Consider the following 17,659-nt stretch of genomic DNA (forward strand, 5'->3'; position numbering starts at 1 on the left):
GAATAAAGGCGACATGTCGCACAGACGGCAAGCGCCAGAAACGCACCTCGAACCTTCCGGAATGGGTATGCGGCACGGATCCGCTGGCGCAGCCGGAACGGGAAATATGGTGAGAAGAGGCGTAAAAAAAGGCCTCGAACGAGGCCTTCGGAAGGCACAAAATACTAGTTGAACGGATTGGCGACGCTCGTGACATCCGGCGGCGGCAGGCGCTCCGGCAGCGCCTGGCTGTCGAGTTTTTCGAGCACCGCATCGATCACCTCTTTCAGGCGCCGCGCATGGGCCAGGCCCACCTTGTCGGCAGTCAGGTCGACGTCGCCCGAGATCGTGATGCGGTCAAGCCGGTTCTCGATCATCAGGTTGTCGACCTGCAGGACGTCGGCTTCGTTCGCATAGGGCACGAAGGTTTTCTTTTTCGCTGTCATGGATGGCTCCGGTTATTGGAAGTGCGAGACGCTTTCAGGAAAAGAAGTTGTTTTTCTTCTTCTGGCGGATTTTCGGCAGGTGCAGCATGCGCTCCTTCTGCTGGCGCGACAGCGAAGGCAGGAATTCGATGCCGACGATGCGCTCGAGCTCGGCGACCGGGATCACCCGGATCTCGGCGTTCGACTGGTTCTCCGTGAACCAGGCTGCCGCCAGCTTCTGGCGCGGGCTGTAGACGACCTTGTACACGTGGCTCGGCACCAGCACGTTGCCGACCTTGCGCAGATTGGTGCCGAGGAAGGCCGGTCCGGTGATTACGTAGAGCTGCCCTTCCTTCTTCGCCATCTTGCGCACCGCGCCTTCGATCGGTGCCCAGATGTGACGGTTATGATCGCCGTCCTGCGGAACCATGTTCGCCAGCGTGAAGCTTTCGCGCTGGCTGCGGCGGTCCGGCATGTCGCCGTTCGGGGCCATGTGGCCGCGGTCGTAGCCGCTGCGCGCATAGTCGTCGAGTTCGGCGCGCTGGCTGGGCGGCAGGCGTGGCTCGGCATGGAAGGCATTGTCGCGCTTGAGGCCCTGGGCCGAGGCCACGTTGTAGGCGCGCAAGTTCTCGGCCGACCACAGAGGCGTGCGCGTGACGCCCGAATGCATGATGCCGAACACGCCGTAGCATAGCTCGCGCGTGGCCACTGCCAGCTTCTGGTTGCGGATCTCGGGCGCGCGGCCGTCGGCGTAATGGTCGGGACAGCTTGACGCGAGTGCGAGGGCCGGCGCGAGCAGCGTGCCGACGAAAGCGGCCCCAAGTACTATTTTCTGAAACATGGATGAGTCGAAAGTATGTGACAAAAGCGCATTGTAGCCGACACATATCGGGGAAGCCGGCGCGCCGCCGCCCGTGCGGGCGCGTCAATACCTTCGCACGTTACGATCACAAGGGTGCATTCTCGGCAAGAATCCTCTAGAATTGCCCCCTCTTTCGACAACATTCCATACCGGAAACAACTCCCGTCAATGGAAAAGGCCCAATTCCCGGAGGACCTGCGGAGATTCGTGCTCACGAGTATTCCGTCAGTTCCCTTTCTCGAAGCATTACTGCTGTTGCGCGCCAATCCGACGCAGCAATGGCATGGCGACTCGCTGGCGCGGCGCCTCTACGTGCGCGAGCGCACCGCGCAGGCCCTGCTCGAAGAGCTGCTGCGGGCCGGCATGGTCGCTCCCTGCCCGGGATCGGAACAGCTCTGCTATCAGTACCAGCCCACGTCGATCCAGCTGCGCGAGCGCATCGACGCCCTGGCCGACCTGTATGCGCGGCACCTGGTCGACGTCACCCACCTCATTCATTCTTCCCTCGACCGCAAGGCGCAGCAATTTGCGGACGCCTTCAAACTGCGAAAGGACTAGCCAGTGGCGGTAACCATCTACATCCTGTGCCTGCTCACTTCGCTGGCCTGCGCCTGGCTGTTGTTCGCCAGCTACCGGCGCACGCGCTACCGCCTGCTGTTCTGGAGCGGCTCGTGTTTCGCGGCGATGACGCTGAATAACCTGTTCCTGTTGCTCGACAAAATCGTGTTCCCTGGCATCGACTTCCTGCCGGCGCGCCTGATCAGCGCCCTGGTGGCGATTTCCCTGCTGCTGTACGGCCTGATCTACGAGAAGGAGTGACCGAATGACTGACCTGATTACCGGCGCGATCTGCATGGGCTCGCTCGTCATCGCGCTCTACTTCGTGCGTTTCTGGCGCGACTCGGGCGACCGCTTTTTCCTGTATTTCGCGGCGTCCTTCTTCATCGAAGGCCTGCACCGCCTGTATTCGGCCCTGAACGACGCGGGTGCCGAGGATTCACCGCTGCACTACCTGATCCGCCTGCTTGCCTACGGCCTGATCCTGTGGGCGATCCTGGAAAAGAATCTGCCGCGCGAGCGCGAGCGCAAGTAGTGTGCGCCCGCGCCCGGCGCGCTCGGACATAATGAAGCCATGTGAACATGTTGATATGGAGACCATCATGGCGACAATCGATCCGCGCGGCCAGCCGCAATCCCCTCAAGCTCCTGCCGACGAACACAAGCGCTCCGAAAACTTGCTGCCGGGCGAAGAAGGCGCTGAAGACGGCCGCTTCGAGGTCGCCGAAGAGGTCAGCCTCGACATCCAGTCGGACGACGCGCGCCGTGTCGGCCAGCTGCCGGGCAGCGTGACCGAGTCGATGCCCGACACGGTCCAGACCGAAGCGGAACAAGAGAACAAGGGCACGCCGTAATTGCGCCCGAACGGTGCGTGCTTGCATGGGCGGAACTCCTTATACTCATGCATCAGCCACCGTTGAAGACGCCCCATGCAGACGCATTTCTCCGCCGCCTTCGCGGCAATCAAGCTTGACCTTGAACGCATCGTCGACGAAGTCGTCGCCCCGAATGCGGCGGCGGTCGACCGCGATTGCCGCTGGCCGGCCGAATCGCTTGCCGCGCTTGCCGCAGCGCGCCTGACCGGACTGCAGGTGCCGGCCCGTCTCGGCGGGCACGGCGGGGGCCTTTCCGCCCTGCTCATGGCGACCGAACTGATCGGCACAGCCTGCCCCTCGACGGCGCTCTGCTTCGGCATGCATTGCGTCGGCAGCGCCGTGATCGCCGCCAAGGCGACCGCCTGGCAGGAAGAACACTACCTGCGCCCGATCGCCGCCGGCGAGCACCTGACCACGCTGGCCCTGTCCGAGAGCGGCAGCGGCGCCCACTTCTATCTGCCCGCCACCACCCTCAGTCCGGACGGCGACGGCTTCCTGGTCCACGGCAGCAAGCAGTTCGTCACGAACGGCGGCCATGCCGACTCCTACGTCATCTCGACCCTGGCGGCCGGCGCCGAGGACGGCGACTTCAGCTGCCTGGTGGTCGACGCCGGCACGCCGGGCCTGTCCTGGCTGGCGCCCTGGGAAGGCTTCGGGATGCGCGGAAATTCCTCGCGCGGCATGGGCCTCGATGGCGCCCGCGTCGGTGCACACCATTTGCTGGGCGAACAGGGCGACCAGGTCTGGTACGTATTCGAGGTGGTGGCGCCCTACTTCCTGATGGCGATGGCCGGTACCTATCTCGGCCTGGCGCAGTCGGCGCTGGACGCCGCGGGCGAACACCTGCGCAACCGCCGTTACGACCATTCCGGCGAATCGCTGCGCGATGTCGAGACCTTGCAGACACGCTATGCGTCGATGTGGATGGCGGTCGAAAAGACGCGCGCCCTGGTCTATGAGGCGGCGCGCCGCGGCGACGCCGGCGACCCTGACGCGCTGCCCTGGATCCTCGCCTGCAAGGCCGACGCCGGCGATACCGCGGTCCTCCTGGCCAACGAAGCGATGACGATCTGCGGCGGCGCCGCCTACCGCGAGAACAGCCGCGTGGGCCAGATGCTGCGCGACGCGCGCGCCTGCCACGTGATGTCGCCGACGACCGACCTGCTGCGTCTGTGGACCGGCCGCAGCCTGCTCGGCCTGCCGCTGCTGTGACGCCCGCCCCACCCCAGCGGCTCCATGTCGGCGCGGCCGAAGGCCAGTACGCGCTCACGCCCGACGCTTTGCTGATGCGCCTCGCAGCGCCCTGGATTGGTGCGCACCCCGCGCTGGTCGTGTTCGAGGCCGACGTCGCCCAGCCCCTGCAACTGGCGCGCGCGCTGCGCCAGGCCGGCATAGACGCCCACTACCTGTTCGTGCGCGCGCCGGCCGACCTCTACCCGCTGCGGCGCGACCTCCAGCGCGCCCCCCTGATCGGACGGCGCTGGACCCTGATCGCTGCAAGCGACCCGCAGCGCGCCACGATCGAAGCCGATGCCTTGCGCGATGCCGCCCGGCGCGCCCGCCTGCGCACGACGCTCGACAGGGCCAATGCCAGCCTGGCCGCACCGCGCGAGGGCCATGAGGCAGGCCGCGCGCAGCGCATGGCGGGCCACTTCCTGTCAAACTTCCTGGCGCAGTCGAACGACGCCCTGCTCGGCGTCGACCTCGACCTGCTGCTTCTTTACTGGAACGACAGTGCGACGCAGCTGTTCGGCATCGACGGCGCCTCCGCGCGCGCCAGCCTGCGCACGCTGCCCTTTTACGGTGAGCGCATCGAGACACTGCTTGGCGAAGTCCGTGGCGGCGCCGGCCGCGCCCAGGCCGAGCTCGAATGCGTACTGCGTGCGCGTCCTGCCTGGCTGGAAGTGCACGGCTCGGCGGTGCGCGACGGCGCTGGCCTGCTGGTGGGCTTCATGCTCTCCTGCCGCGACGTGAGCGAGCGCCACGAGCGGCTCGCGCACGAGCGCGCACAGCAGCAGGCCGCGGTGCGCCTGGCCGACGAGGGCCGGCGCCAGCTGGCGGCGCTGTTCGACCAGGCCCCCGGCTTCATGGCTGTCACGCGCGGGGCACGGCACGTGTTCGAGATGACCAACCGCGCCTATGCAGCCTTGTTCGGGCCGCGTGAATACAATGCGCGCACGCTCGACGACGTGTTCCCCGACCTGCGCAACCAGCCGTTCGCGCGCCTGCGCGACGAGGTCTATGCCAGCGGGCGGCCGTATGTCGGCCGCGCGATGCCGGTCGTGCTGCAAGGCGCGAAAGGACGCAGGGTGCGCTATATCGACTTCATTTACCAGCCGCTGCGGGGCGAGAGCGGCGAGATCACCGGCATCTTTTGCCAGGGTCATGACGTCACCGAGCAAAAGCTGATGCAGGACGGCCTGCTGCATCACCAGGCCGAACTCGAGGACATGGTGGCCAGCCGCACCGAGGCCCTGCACGCGGCCAACCTGGCGCTGCAGCAGTCGCAAAAGCTCGAAGCGGTCGGCAAGCTGACCGGCGGCGTCGCCCACGACTTCAACAACATCCTGCAGATCATCGGCAGCAACCTCGATTTGCTGGGCCTGGAACTGGGGCCAGGCGCCGCCGCGCAGCGCCGGGTGGACGGCGCGCGCGGCGCGGTCGAGCGCGGCGGCAAGCTGGCCGCGCAGCTGCTCGCCTTTGCGCGGCGCCAGCCCCTGCAGCCGGTCGCCACCGACCTGACCGGCATCCTGCGCGACATGGACGACCTGCTGCGCCGCGCGCTGGGGCCGGCCATCGACATCGCGCTGCGCATCGCCCCCGACCTGTGGAACACGTCCGTCGACCGGGACCAGCTTGAAAACGTCTTGCTGAACCTGGCGATCAATGCGCGCGACGCTCTGCGCGGCAGCGGGCGCCTGACGATCGAACTCGAGAATGCGACCCTCGATTCGCGCTACCGCGATGCCAACCCCGATTGCGCCCCCGGCGAGTACGTGCTACTGGCGGTCTCCGACGACGGGCCGGGCATGCCGCCGGAGGTGCGCGAGCGTGCGTTCGAGCCCTTCTTCACGACCAAACCCGAGGGCGAAGGCACCGGTCTGGGCCTGTCGATGGCGTATGGATTCGTCAAGCAAAGCGGCGGCCACATCAAGATCTACAGCGAGGTGGGCCACGGCACCACGGTCAAGATCTTCCTGCCGCGTACGCGCGAGATGCCGGTCGCGCCAGGGCGCCCCCGCAGCGACGCGATCCGCGGCGGCACCGAAACGGTCGTCGTGGTTGAAGACGACGCCGCCGTTCAGCGCGCGGTGATCGACATGCTGGGCGGGCTCGGCTACACCGTGCTGGCCGCCCCCGACGCCGCCAGCGCCTTGACCGTGCTGGAAAGCGGCGTCGCGGTCGACCTGTTGTTCACCGACGTGGTCATGCCGGGGCTACTGTCAAGCAGCGAGCTGGCGCGCCTGGCGCGCGTCCTGCACCCGGGGGTTGCCGTGCTGTTCACGTCCGGCTACACGCGCAACGCGATGATGCACGGCGCGCGGCTCGATCCCGACGTCGAATTGCTGAGCAAACCATACCGCCGCGACGAACTGGCGCGCAAGGTGCGCCAGATGCTCGACGCCCGGGTCAGGGCGGCGCCTTCGCTGCCGGCTGCGCACCCTGAACCGGAAACGCCGGCCGCGCCGCGCGTGGTGGTGGTCGAAGACAACGAGGATGGCCGCGAGATGCTGTGCGCACTGGTCGAGATGCTGGGGTATGCAGTGACCGGATTTCCCAGTGCCGAAGCGGCCCTGCCGGCCCTGGCGCCGGGCGACATCCTGATGACCGACTTGCACCTGCCCGGCATGTCCGGCACTGCGCTGGCACGCGCGGCGCGCGAACGCCTGCCCGCACTGGCCGTCATCATCGCCTCGGGCCAGTCGGTCGCGCCCGATCCGGCACTGCCGGCGCAGACCCTCCTCAAACCATTTACGCTCGAGGCTTTGCGCGGCGCACTCGAGCGCGCGCTCGCGCCCTGAAACTCAGGCCTTGACGCCCATTTTCAAGCCTTCGATCGTATGCGCCTGCACAATCGGTTCGAGCCGCTCGACCAGGCGGCAGGTGATGTGGCGACGTAGCTCGGGCGCCAGGCTCTCGTAGTAGGCATGGGTCAGCTGCAGGTCGTGCTTGTCCGCGTTGCGCGCATCCGGCGCGTCGACGCCGAGCACGAACACGGGGCGCGAGCGGTTCGATTCGTTGGCGGTGCCGCGGTGGATCGTCAGCGCCGATCGCGCCGAAATATCGCCCATCCTCGGGAGCTTGCGTTGGGCCCGCGCCTGGTAGCGCGGCCACAGCGCCGTTGGCGGGAACATCGGGTCGCCATCACCCAGGTCGTCCCACTGGGTGCCGGGCGCGATCTCGAACGGACCCATGTCCTCGCTGACGTCGACGGTCGTGATGTTGAAGGCCAGCGAATCGAGGCGCCGGCCGATCAGGGTGGCGTCGGGCGAGCGGAAATCACGGTGCCAGGGCTGGTGCAGTGCGCCGGGGCCGGGAACGTCGAAGCCGGCCTCGACGACGCGATACTCGGGACCGAGGACGGCGCGGCAGACCGCCACCACCCACGGGTGCCCAATGATGTCGGCAAAGCCTGAAATGCGCTCGGGATGGACTTCCACGTAATAGCGGTTCGGCCCGCGCGCAAGCAGCCCGCCGGGCTGGCGCTGGGCCTGATCGAACAGCGTGGCGATGTCGACCCCGAGCCGTTCGACCCAGGCCCGCTCGAATGCGCCCTTGCAGGCAATGATGCCGTCGCCATACAGGCCGCCCATGATGGTGGCGACGTCGCAGGAGTCGGTGGCGGTGGGTTGGCTGGTCATGGCGGTCTCCTCGTTTCCTTGTTTCCTGGCGCGTTCATGGTACTGCGAAACACCGTCGCCGTGCGCACGGGCGTGCTACCAGTCCAGTGTCAGCAACAAGGCCCCCATCCGCGGCCAGCACAGCTGGCTGATCTCCTCCCGCCGCGCCCACCTGAAACCATCCATCTCCGGCGTCGGCTTGCCGGTTTTCACATGCGGGAAATAGCTGCTGCAGGCCAGCTGCGACAGGTCTCCTAGCGCGGCGCCGGCATCGACCCGAAACAGGTGCACGCGCTTGTCGCGCCGGTAGTCGAACTCGCCCAGGTCCTGGAAACGTCCGGCATCGAAGGACACGCCCGCCTCCTCGCGCAATTCGCGCATCGCCGCTTCCAGGCTCGTCTCGCCGGGGTCGCGCATGCCCTTCGGGATGTCCCAGGCCGCGGTGTGCGTCACATGGCACAGCAGCAGCTGGCCCTTCGAATCGAGCACCAGCGTGCCGCAGGAAACCATGTAGCGCGTCATGCGCGCCCCTCGATCGCGGTGCCGAGGGCCTGCTCCAGCGCCTCGCGGCTGACCGGCTTGGTCAGGTGCTGGTCGAAGCCGGCCTGGTGCGACAGCGTCAGGTCGCTGGCCGCGCCCCAGCCGGTGAGGGCAATCAGCGTCATCGCGCGCAGCCCGCCGCTGGCGCGCACTGCGCGCGCGAGTTCGTGACCGTTCATGCCGGGCAGGCCGATGTCGAGGAACGCGAGGTCGGGCCGGAAGGCGCGCGCCGCCGCCAGACCCGACGGGCCGTCGTGCGCCATGAACGTTTCGTGGCCGAGCGCGTCGAGCAGCGCCACCAGGCTTTCGGCGGCGTCCAGGTTGTCGTCGACCACCAGCACGCGCAGCCGGGGCGCGCTCACGGGAATCGGCAGCTCCTTCCGCAGCTCCTTCAGTTCGCCCGCGCCGCGCTTGAGCGGCAGGCGCACGGTAAACGTGCTGCCGCGTCCGCGCCCGGCGCTGAAGGCATGCACGCGTCCGCCATGCAGCTCGACCAAGCGGCGCACCAGCGACAAGCCGATCCCGAGCCCGCCCTGGGCGCGGTCGAGGCTGCTGCGCACCTGGGTGAACATCTCGAACACCGAACCGATGGCCTCGGCCGAGATCCCGATGCCGCTGTCGGTGACGGCGACCACCGCCTGCGCGTCCTCGCGCCACGCCGCCAGGCTGATGCGTCCTCCGCCGGGGGTGTATTTGGCAGCGTTGTTGAGCAGGTTCGACAGCACCTGGACCAGGCGCGTGAGGTCGGCCTCCAGCGGCAGCGGTTCGTCCGGCAACTCCACGTGCAGCTGGTGCTTGCCTGCCTGGATCAGCGCCGCGCTCGACTCGACCGCCATCGAGACGGCGCTGCGCAGGTCGACCGGCTCTTTCTTGAGTTCGATACGTCCGCGCGTGATGCGGGCGATATCGAGCAGGTCGTCGACCAGGTGAATCAGCTGGCCGAGCTGGCGGTCCATCATCTCGTGCACGCGGCCGGCGGTGACGGCATTCCCCGGCGCCATGCGCAGCAGGTCGAGACCGGTGCGGATTGGCGCCAGCGGATTGCGCAGCTCGTGTGCGAGCGTGGCCAGGAATTCGCTCTTCCTGTGATCGGCCTCGGACAGGTCGGCCGCGATGCGGCGCAATTCGTCCTCGGCGCGCTTTTGCTCGGTGATGTCGCGCGTGATCGTCGCCAGGCCCAGGTGGGCGCCATCGGCGCCGTGCACGGCAAAGCCTTTGAAATACACCGGTACCGCGTCGCCCGCGCCGCGCCCGGCAAAACGCAGTTCGCCCTCCCATTTCCGGGCCTCGCCGGTCAGCGCCGGCAGCACGTCGGTGCGCACGAATGCGCGGCAGTCCTCGGAGAAAAAGTCGAGCAGGCGCGCGCCGCGGATGTCGGCCTCGACGCGCAGGCCGGCCATCGCGCGCCCGGCGGGATTGAGGTAGACGCCGGCGCCATCGGGCGCGAAGATGCCGATGAAGTCGGACGACTGCTCGGCTACCGCCGCCAGGCGCCGCACGCCTTCCTCGGCCAGGCGCCGCTCGCTTTCATCGCGCAGGTACAGGGCAATGCCGCCGTCGGGCGTCGGGAAGCAGTTGATCTCGTACCAGCCGCCCCAGGCGGCGACGTGGGCCTCGGTGCGCATGGCAGTGCCCTCGAGGGCGCAGCGGCGGCAGGCTCCCTCCTGCACGCTGCCCTGCCAGTCGGGAAACAGATCCCAGAACACGTCGCCAAAGAGCTGCGAACGGTCCAGGCCAGTGATGCGCTCGGCAGCGGCGTTCGCGTAGCCGATGCGCCAGGATCCGTCGAGGGCGAGGAAACCGTCGGTCATGCTTTCCAGGATCGCATGCGAACGCTCCTCGGCGGCCTGGCGCGCCGTCGCCTCGGAACGCTGGCCGATCACGAGGGAGGCGGTATTGGCGAGCAGCGCCAACGCCTGCGCATCGCGCACCGCGCGCACGGCGCCGACCCGGTAATACCAGGTGAACGCGCCAAGCACCTGGCCCGAGGGCGCCAGGATCGGCAGCGCGCGGCAGGCGGCCAGCCCGGCATCGGCCGCCTGGACACGGCAGCGCTCCCACAGCGGATCGGTGGCGATGTCGGGACAGTCGACCGGTTCGGCGCGCCAGGCCGCCGCGCCGCCGGCCCCGCCGAGCGGCGAGAGTCCGAGTCCGTCCAGCGCGCCGCGCAAGTCGTCCGGCATGCTCGGAGCGGCCGCATGGCGCAACCCGTTGCCGCGCCCTGCCAGCTGGATCCCGGCCAGCACCGCGCCGCCGGCATAATCTTCGGCGCTGCGCGCCAGCAGGTCGAGCACGTCGTCAAGGGGCGCGTCCGACACCGCCAGTTCGAGCGCGTCGCGCTGGCCGGCCGCCAGCAGGCTGGCGCGGGTGCGCTCGGTCAGGTCGATCCCATGGATCAGGATGCCGGACACGCTGCCGTCCGGTTCGCGCAGTGCCATGTAGAGGAAGTCGACGTAATACGTGTCGAGGTCCCCGCTTTCGGTTTGCAGCTGGAGGCGCACGTTGCGCCCCTCATGGGGAAGGCCGGTGGCATAGACGCCGTCGAGCAGTTCGAAAAAGCCCTGTCCTGCGAGTTCGGGCAGGGCTGCGCGCGCGGGTTTGCCGAGCAGCGCACGCCCGCCCACCAGGTCGACGAAGCGCTGGTTGGCCATCTCGAACACCATGTCGGGTTTGCGCAGCACGGCCATGAAGGCGGGCGCCTGGTAGAAGATGTCGCGCATGCGCTCGTTGGCCGCGCGCAGCTGCGCCACCAGCCGTTCGCGCTCGGCGCTGGCCTTCTGGCGCGCGCTGATGTCGGTAAAGGTCAGCACCGCGCCGGGACGCGCGCCACTTGTCATCGGGTGCACCGAGCAGGCCACCGGCAGGCTGCTGCCATCCTTGCGCAGCAGGCGCGCGGCATCGCGGCGCAGGGTAGCACCGCTGCGCACGGCATCGAGCAGCACGTCCGCCCCCATGCCGTCGGCGCCATCGGCCACTTGCGTCGCCGGCAACAGGATGCCTGCGGCGACCCCGGCCAGCTCCTCGGGCGTGTAGCCGAGGCAGGCAGCGCCGGCGGCGTTAAGGAAGGTGCAGTGGCCATCGGCATCGAGCCCGAGAATGCCCTCGCCCGAGGACTCGAGCAGGCGCGCGAAGCGCTCGGTGCTGTCGTGCAGGGCGCGCTCGCTGGCGGCCAGCTGCTGCGCCGCTTCGTGTTCGGCGGTAGCGTCGCGCATGATCTTGGCGTAGCCGCGCAGGACGCCGTCTTCGCGCAGCGCGATCATCATGCCGTCGGCAAAGAAGCGCCCGCCGCCCTTGTGCAGGTGCCAGCGCTTGTCTTCCGAACGCCCGTTGCCGCGCGCGCGGGCGGCTTCTTCCTCGGGCCGGCCGGCGGCGCGGTCTTCAAACGTGAAGATCATGTCGGCCGACTGTCCGCACGCCTCGCCCGCGCTCCAGCCGGTGACAACTTCGGCGCCCGCCTCCCACTCGGTGATGCGGCGCTCGGTGTCGGTGCCAATGAAGGCGTAGTCGTGCAGGTTGTCGAGGATCAGGCGCAGCCGGCTGGCATGACCGCCGGCAGGTGCGTATACGGCAGCGGGCGCGTGCAATGCCCGCAGGCGCGCCAGTTCGACGTCCTTGCGGTACAGCGCCAGGAATTGCCCGACCCGGGCGCGCAGGACATGCGCGTTCAGCGGCTTGGCCAGGTAGTCGACCGGCCCGAGCGCATAGGCGCGCTCGAATGGAAATGCGTCGGGGTCGCCGGCCGTGACGAAGACGATCGGGACAGACTGCGAACGCGGGTGCTCGCGCATCAGCTCGGCGGTCTGGAAGCCGTCGAGGGTGGGCATCTGGACGTCGAGCAGGACCAGGGCGAATTCATCGGCAAGGAGCGCGCGCAGCGCCGCTTCGCCCGAATCGGCGCAGACGAGCACTGCGTCCAGTCCGGCCAGCAGCGCTTCGAGCACCGCAAGGTTGGCAGGCTGATCGTCCACGAGAAGGATGCGAGGTTGGACGGCAGCACTCATCGATAAGTAGTCAGTCGGGCGCGCGCTGCGCAAGAATGTGTGAGTAATTGTAAAGAAAACAATGTAGGCCCCATGCTTTCAATTGTCAATTGTGCGCGCCCTCTGCCCGGCCATCCACACACTGGCGAGTCGCATGCGTTCAAGCAGTTCATGAAACCTTGCGAAAAAAAACCCGCCGGGCCTGTTGGCCGGGCGGGTTCTTGTGGCTGGCTAAAAAATCAGGCAGCCGTCTTTTGCGCGACCGGCAGCGGGTTGACGCGCGCTGCGGTGCCGCCTTCGAGCACGGCGGCGGCGGCGGAACGGGCTTCGCCCGGGGGCGTGGTGCTGATCAGCTCATGCATGCGGCTGGCGGTCATGTCCCACGAGGTATTGGCGACGATGTCGCGCATGCGCTGGACCAATTTCTCCTTCTCGGCGGCGATCATCCCCAGCATGCGCTCGCAGGCGGCGATGTACTCGTCGGCGGTCGAGGCGATGGCAACCACATCGCCGTACGGCACTTTGACATCGGTGATCGGAGTACTGACGGAGAGCTTTTCTGCCGCCATGTACTCCAGCACCTTGGTCGGGCTGATGAACTTGGTCGAGTCGTTCATCGCGAACGGCAGCAGGCACAGATCCCAGCCGGCCAGGAACTTCGGCAGCTCGTCATAGTTGCGCTGGCCCATGTAGTGGACGTTGTCGGCGCGCGGCAATTCGGCCGGGTCGATCTTCACCACAGGGCCGACCAGCACGATCTGCCACTCTGGGTGGCTTGCTGCCATCTGGCGTACCAGGTCGATATCGAAACGCTCGTCGATCACGCCGTAGAAGCCAAGACGGGGACCGGCGATATGGGCCTGATCCGGATGCGAGATGGCGGCATCGAGGGCCTGGCGGAAGTGTTTGGCGTCGACGCTGCTCGAGAAGCAATGGGCGTTCGCGTGGCGGTCTTTCTTGGCTTCATACAGGCTCGGGCCGCCGGTGAAGACCAGGTCGGCGATGTTGAGCAGCGCCGATTCGCGCTGCAGCAGCTGCTTCGGCGGATTCTTGAACGAGGCCAGTTCGTCCATGCAGTCGTAGACGACCATCGACGGGTTCAGGCCCTGCAGCAAAGGAAGCGCCATCGGGGTGTAGAACCAGACAACAGGACGCTCGCCTTCCGGTACCAGGTCGGCCAGCAGGGCTTGCAGGGTTGGGAGCTGGTCGTCGTGGAAGCCGAAGGTATGTTGAATCGGGGTATGCGGACGGTACACCGTGATATTCGGCGCGACCGCCGTTTTCTCCAGGCGTGCCTGGCCTTCGCCATGCACCGGCTCTTCGACGAACAGGATATTGTAGTGTTGCGCCAGACGCGTCATGAGGTGCTGGGGGCGTTGGAAGACGAAGTCCCAGCGGAGATGGCAAAACACGATCAGAGTCGGCATGTTGATTTCCTTTCGCCTTTGTGGCGCTATAGTTTATCTTGGATCCGGTGCGATTCGAGGCTGCGGTGGAGAGGCTTCACACTCTTGCCGTGGTACCGGAGGAGCGCATCGTAACATGCAAATTTAATACTATTTTAATTTATCCAGTGCAACATTAGCGCTTAGAAAGGGCCTGACGTAAATACGTGGGATTGCCTCATAGGAGAGTTCCGATTCCACCAGGAATTTTTGTAGGTTTATTCCTACTTCTATACAAGGAAATCCACTACGAAAACTCATCCATACGGGAAGCTTGCGCAACCGTGCGCGGCCCTCGAAAGGGGCCAGCGAAGCGGTTATCGGCGGTCTGCAGGGCATCGGAAAGCGCGCCAGAGGGTGTAGGCATACTCTGCAGTGGCCTACGCAAAATGTGCAGGTGCGCGTCGTGCGGCCTGCCACCGAAGCTGCGGCACGGGGCTTGGCATGCGCCCCGTTGTTGCACTGCAGCGCAGGTCAGCCCGGAGGATACGGCTGGGCGCCTTCGGGATGGCCTTCGGCGTCGAAGCCGTCGGCGGTCGAGACGTCGTCGATGCCGATCGAGCCGAGGGCATCGCACAGCTCGTCGACTTCGGCTCCGAGATCGGCAGCCAGGTCGACCGCCTTGAGCACCCCGCCCCAGGGCGGCCCGCCATCGAGCGCGTACAGGTTCACGCGTAGTTCGATGTGTTCGCCCGCGTCCTGTGGCGCAACGACGGCGCGCACGCTGTCGGCCGCCAGCTCTTTCGCCCCCAGCAGACCATTGATCTCAGACAAGGTGCCGAGCATGGCCAGTTCGGACACGCCCTGCTCCTTGGCGCCATGGAACAGGTCCTGGTACAGGAAATCGATGCTGATGCGCTCCGGATCGGCGGCCAGGCAGCGCCTTAACAGCGGCGCCACGCGCTCGGTCCAGGCGCGATAGCGGCGCATGCGGTCGGCGAAATACACGTCGGCATCGATCTCGTGCTTCGGTACCGCGTAGAACGGGTCGCCCACGCGTTTGAGTGAAAAGCCGAACAGGAAGCGCAGTTCCATGGCCGTCTCATCGGGCGCGAAACGTTCCCCCGTCCAGCCGCGGATGCTGGCCTCGAGCAGTGGCGCGGCTACCGGCTTTTTACTCGTCAGCGAGGCCCCCGCCTCGCGCAGAAGCTCCTGCAGGACCGAAAAACCGATATGGTCGGCTTCGGCCAGGTCGTAGGCGTGGCGCACCAGGGCCACCTTCGCCGCGGGGCTATCGAGTTCGCTCGCGGTAAAGCTGGCGGACAGTTCTTCGTAGGCGGCGTCGTCGACGAAGGTTTCTTCGGCCACCAGGCCGCCCGTGCTGCGCACGAACAGGGGGATCAGGAAGGCGTCGATCTCGAACTCTTCTTCACCCTCGCGGCGCAGGTGCAAGGTGGCCGACTGCTCGCCGATATGGCTTCTCAGCAGGCGGCAGGCCTCGGGGTCGGTAAACCGGGCCAGCTCGATGGCGCCGTACAGCACCTCGTCGCGCTTCTTGCGCAACGCCTTGCGGATGGCGACGAGCAGTTCTTCCTCGCGCGCGGCAGCCAGCTCGGGGTCGGCGTCCTCGCCTTCGGCCACCTCGAGCGCGAGGTCGGCCAGGGCCTGGGCCAGCGCGTCGGTATCGGGTTCGGCGGCAGCCGCCGTCTTGCGTGGCACGGGCTTCTTATTTTTCGGCATGGTAGGCATGATGAATGATGAAAGCGCCATGGTAGCGCATCAGGGCACACGAAGCGGCCAGGAGCGCGCTTCTACTCGGTGCGCTCGGCTTCCGGAGACAGGTTCGCCAGGGACAGCGCCGCCAGGATCTCGTCCGGTTCGGCCGGCTTGGCGATGTGCAGGTCGAAGCCGGCTTCGCGCGCCCTCACCTTGTCGGCCAGCTGGCCGTAGCCGGTCAGCGCGATCAGCAGCGTGGCGGCGAACTGCGGCATGGCGCGCAGGCGCTCCGCCAGTTCGTAGCCGTTCATGTCGGGCAGCCCGATGTCGAGGATGAAGACGTCGGGCCGTTCGAAGGCCGCCCATTCAAGCGCGCTGGCGGCGTCGTAATAGGTCGACACCAGATGGTCGCCCGCCGCCTCCAACAGAAGCGACAGGCTGACGGCGGCGTCGATATTGTCGTCCACTAGCATGACCCGCAGCGCGCTCGGAACGGCATCGCGGCCGGGCTCCCGCCCACGGCGCGGCGGCAGCGGCGCGGTCAGCGCCGCCAGTTCGTGCTTGAGCGGCAGGCGCACGGTGAAGATGCTGCCGCTGCCGCGCCCGGGACTGCTCGCCTCCACGCTGCCGCCGTGCAGCTGCACCAGGCTGCGCACCAGTGCCAACCCCAGGCCGAGGCCGCCCTGGGCGCGGTCGGCCTTGCGCTCGCCCTGCGAGAACAGGTCGAACACGCGCGGCAGCAGCTCGGCGGTGATGCCCTCGCCGTCATCGGCCACGGACAGGCTCGCTTCTTCACGGCTGCTTGCCAGGGACAGCTGGATCGCGCCGTGCGGCGGCGTGTACTTGGCCGAATTGGTGAGCAGGTTCGCCACCACCTGGGTCAGGCGGGTCTGGTCGCCGCGCACCGCGACCGGCCCGTTCGGGAGTCGCAATTCGAGCCGGTGCTGGCGCTCTTCCATTAATGGACGGGTCTGCTCGACGGCGCGTTCGACGATGTCGCGCAGATCGACGTCTTCCAGGCTCAGGGTCACCAGGCCGCGCGTCACGCGCGAGACGTCGAGCATGTCGGAGAGCAGCCGGTTCATGTGCTCGACCTGGCGCCCGATCACGTCGCCGGCATAGCGCGCGCGGTGGCCATCGAGATCGGGCAGTTTCAGCAACTGGGCCGCGGTGCCGATCGGGGCCAGGGGATTACGCAGTTCGTGGCCGAGCATGGCGAGGAACTGGTCCTTGGCGCGGTTTTCCTCCTCCGCCGCCTGGCGCGCTTGCTGGGCCCGTTCGAGCTGGGACTGGCGCTCCGAGCCGGCCGACTCGCGCGTGGCCTGGGCCCGGCGCAGTTCGTTGCCGGCCTGGCGCAGCGCGCCCAGCAGGCGGTCGATCTCGACGATGCGCGAGCGGCGCGTCGGCGGAAACTCGCCGCGTCCGAGCGCGCTGGCCGCCTCGACGGCGCTCCTGATCGAGCGTGCATAGCCACGCCCGAACCAGGCCGATATCGCCGCCGCACCAAGCAGTGCCGCCACCAGTGCCAGCGCGGCCGTGCGCCGAACGCCGCCTGGCGCCGCCGCCACGGCGCCCGCCGGCGCGCCGACCGCGATCAGCCAGCCCGCATACGGCGTGCGGCCGAACGCGACGCTGCCTTGTCCGCCATTTCGTAACGGCATTTCCAGCATGCCTTCCTGTGCCCGCAACGCGGCGGCCACCAGGGCTGGGGCCGCATCCTGGCCCACCAGCTCGGCCGGCCCCATGCTCGATGCGACCAGATGGCCCTTGCGGTCGACGATGTCGACCTGCCAGTCGCGCGGCAAGCCGGTCCTGGACAGCAGGCGCCGGTAATAATCGGTGCCGTAGCCCACCGCCAGCACGTAGCGCCGCCCGCCGACCACCTGCGGCATGGCGACGGCGGTAATCAGGCGCCCGCTGGCGCGGCCCGGCATGACGTCGCTGACAACAGCCCGGTTTTGCGCGAACATGACGGGGAAATACGAGGGGGGCGGGTCTTCCGGCAGCGTGGCGCCGACCGGGCCCAGGGTAGCGAACAGCAGGCGGCCGCGCTCGTCCATGAGCACACTCCAGACGTCGTGCTCGTCCGCAGCCGCTTTGGCTTCGCCGTGGAAGGCGTCGAGGTCGCCTCGCGCCAGCGTCGGCGACACGCCCAGCACGCGCAAGGCGGCCTGGGTATGGGTGTGCTGGGCGTCCACCAGCAGCGCGACCCGCTCGGCCGCGCGCACCACCCTGGAACGCGCCAGATCCCGCTCCGCTTCCTCGAGCATGCGCAGCGCGAAGCCGGCAAAGAGAATCACCGGAACCAGGATTGCTGCGGCCATCAAGTACAGGTAGGCACGGATTTGCATCGCGGGCTCACAGGTAGACGGCCGTCGGCATGACAGCCAGCAAATCGATGATACCAATGTCTCAAGGTAAAGCAAGAGATGCCTTGACAAGCGCAGTGAAAAAACGGATGGGCAAAAGCGGCGCGCCGCGCGCCGGCGTTTTCGCCG

General features: G+C 67.5%; 14 protein-coding genes. 6 read left to right on the forward strand and 8 right to left on the reverse strand.

What is annotated here, in order from left to right:
* Positions 1-164: 164 nt before the first annotated feature.
* A complete protein-coding gene (locus tag ACHAC9_RS01780; RefSeq protein ID WP_435756528.1) occupies positions 165-425 on the reverse strand; it encodes a hypothetical protein in 261 nt (86 codons plus the stop codon).
* 34 nt (positions 426-459) lie between these two features.
* The gene (locus tag ACHAC9_RS01785; RefSeq protein WP_435756530.1) at positions 460-1,245 is read right to left on the reverse strand and encodes a DNA/RNA non-specific endonuclease; all 786 of its coding nucleotides are present in this window, start codon (positions 1,243-1,245) and stop codon (positions 460-462) included.
* Positions 1,246-1,473: 228 nt separating this feature from the next.
* Between ACHAC9_RS01785 and ACHAC9_RS01790 the strand changes: the two genes are divergently transcribed.
* From ACHAC9_RS01790 to ACHAC9_RS01815, 6 genes are all read left to right on the forward strand, one after another.
* Positions 1,474-1,824, forward strand: coding sequence for a hypothetical protein (locus ACHAC9_RS01790; RefSeq protein WP_435756532.1), 351 nt, complete (start codon positions 1,474-1,476; stop codon positions 1,822-1,824).
* 3 nt (positions 1,825-1,827) lie between these two features.
* Positions 1,828-2,085 carry a DUF5985 family protein gene (locus tag ACHAC9_RS01795; protein ID WP_435756534.1) on the forward strand — a complete coding sequence of 86 codons (258 nt, stop codon included), beginning with the start codon at positions 1,828-1,830 and terminating at the stop codon, positions 2,083-2,085.
* 4 nt (positions 2,086-2,089) lie between these two features.
* The gene (locus ACHAC9_RS01800; RefSeq protein WP_435756536.1) at positions 2,090-2,359 is read left to right on the forward strand and encodes a DUF5985 family protein; all 270 of its coding nucleotides are present in this window, start codon (positions 2,090-2,092) and stop codon (positions 2,357-2,359) included.
* A 67-nt stretch (positions 2,360-2,426) separates the two neighbouring features.
* The gene (locus ACHAC9_RS01805) at positions 2,427-2,678 is read left to right on the forward strand and encodes a hypothetical protein (protein WP_435756538.1); all 252 of its coding nucleotides are present in this window, start codon (positions 2,427-2,429) and stop codon (positions 2,676-2,678) included.
* A 75-nt stretch (positions 2,679-2,753) separates the two neighbouring features.
* Positions 2,754-3,911 (forward strand): acyl-CoA dehydrogenase family protein, encoded by a 1,158-nt coding sequence (locus ACHAC9_RS01810; RefSeq protein ID WP_435756540.1) that lies wholly within the window; start codon positions 2,754-2,756, stop codon positions 3,909-3,911.
* Complete coding sequence (locus ACHAC9_RS01815) at positions 3,908-6,721, forward strand: ATP-binding protein (RefSeq protein ID WP_435756542.1); 2,814 nt, start codon at positions 3,908-3,910, stop codon at positions 6,719-6,721. The genes ACHAC9_RS01810 and ACHAC9_RS01815 overlap by 4 nt, the downstream gene beginning before the upstream one ends.
* Before the next feature lie 3 nt (positions 6,722-6,724).
* On the opposite strand, the gene ACHAC9_RS01820 is transcribed toward ACHAC9_RS01815, so the two are convergent.
* The 6 genes from ACHAC9_RS01820 to ACHAC9_RS01845 form a co-directional block, all read right to left on the reverse strand.
* On the reverse strand, positions 6,725-7,561 hold the full coding sequence (locus ACHAC9_RS01820) for a phytanoyl-CoA dioxygenase family protein (protein WP_435756544.1): 837 nt from the start codon (positions 7,559-7,561) through the stop codon (positions 6,725-6,727).
* Positions 7,562-7,636: 75 nt separating this feature from the next.
* Entirely contained in the window at positions 7,637-8,062 is a 426-nt protein-coding gene (locus tag ACHAC9_RS01825) for an NUDIX hydrolase (RefSeq protein WP_435756546.1), read from the reverse strand.
* Positions 8,059-12,048 (reverse strand): PAS domain S-box protein, encoded by a 3,990-nt coding sequence (locus ACHAC9_RS01830; protein ID WP_435756548.1) that lies wholly within the window; start codon positions 12,046-12,048, stop codon positions 8,059-8,061. The genes ACHAC9_RS01825 and ACHAC9_RS01830 overlap by 4 nt, the downstream gene beginning before the upstream one ends.
* Positions 12,049-12,299: 251 nt before the next feature.
* Positions 12,300-13,487: a glycosyltransferase gene (locus ACHAC9_RS01835; protein ID WP_435756550.1), complete on the reverse strand. Its 1,188-nt coding sequence runs from the start codon at positions 13,485-13,487 to the stop codon at positions 12,300-12,302.
* A gap of 492 nt (positions 13,488-13,979) precedes the next feature.
* Positions 13,980-15,164, reverse strand: a complete 1,185-nt coding sequence (locus ACHAC9_RS01840) for a hypothetical protein (RefSeq protein ID WP_435756552.1) — start codon at positions 15,162-15,164, stop codon at positions 13,980-13,982.
* A gap of 92 nt (positions 15,165-15,256) precedes the next feature.
* Entirely contained in the window at positions 15,257-17,512 is a 2,256-nt protein-coding gene (locus ACHAC9_RS01845; protein ID WP_435756554.1) for a hybrid sensor histidine kinase/response regulator, read from the reverse strand.
* Positions 17,513-17,659: the final 147 nt, after the last annotated feature.

The sequence above is a fragment of the Massilia sp. CMS3.1 genome (assembly GCF_051262535.1).
In the GTDB taxonomy this organism is placed as follows: Bacteria; Pseudomonadota; Gammaproteobacteria; order Burkholderiales; family Burkholderiaceae_D; genus Telluria.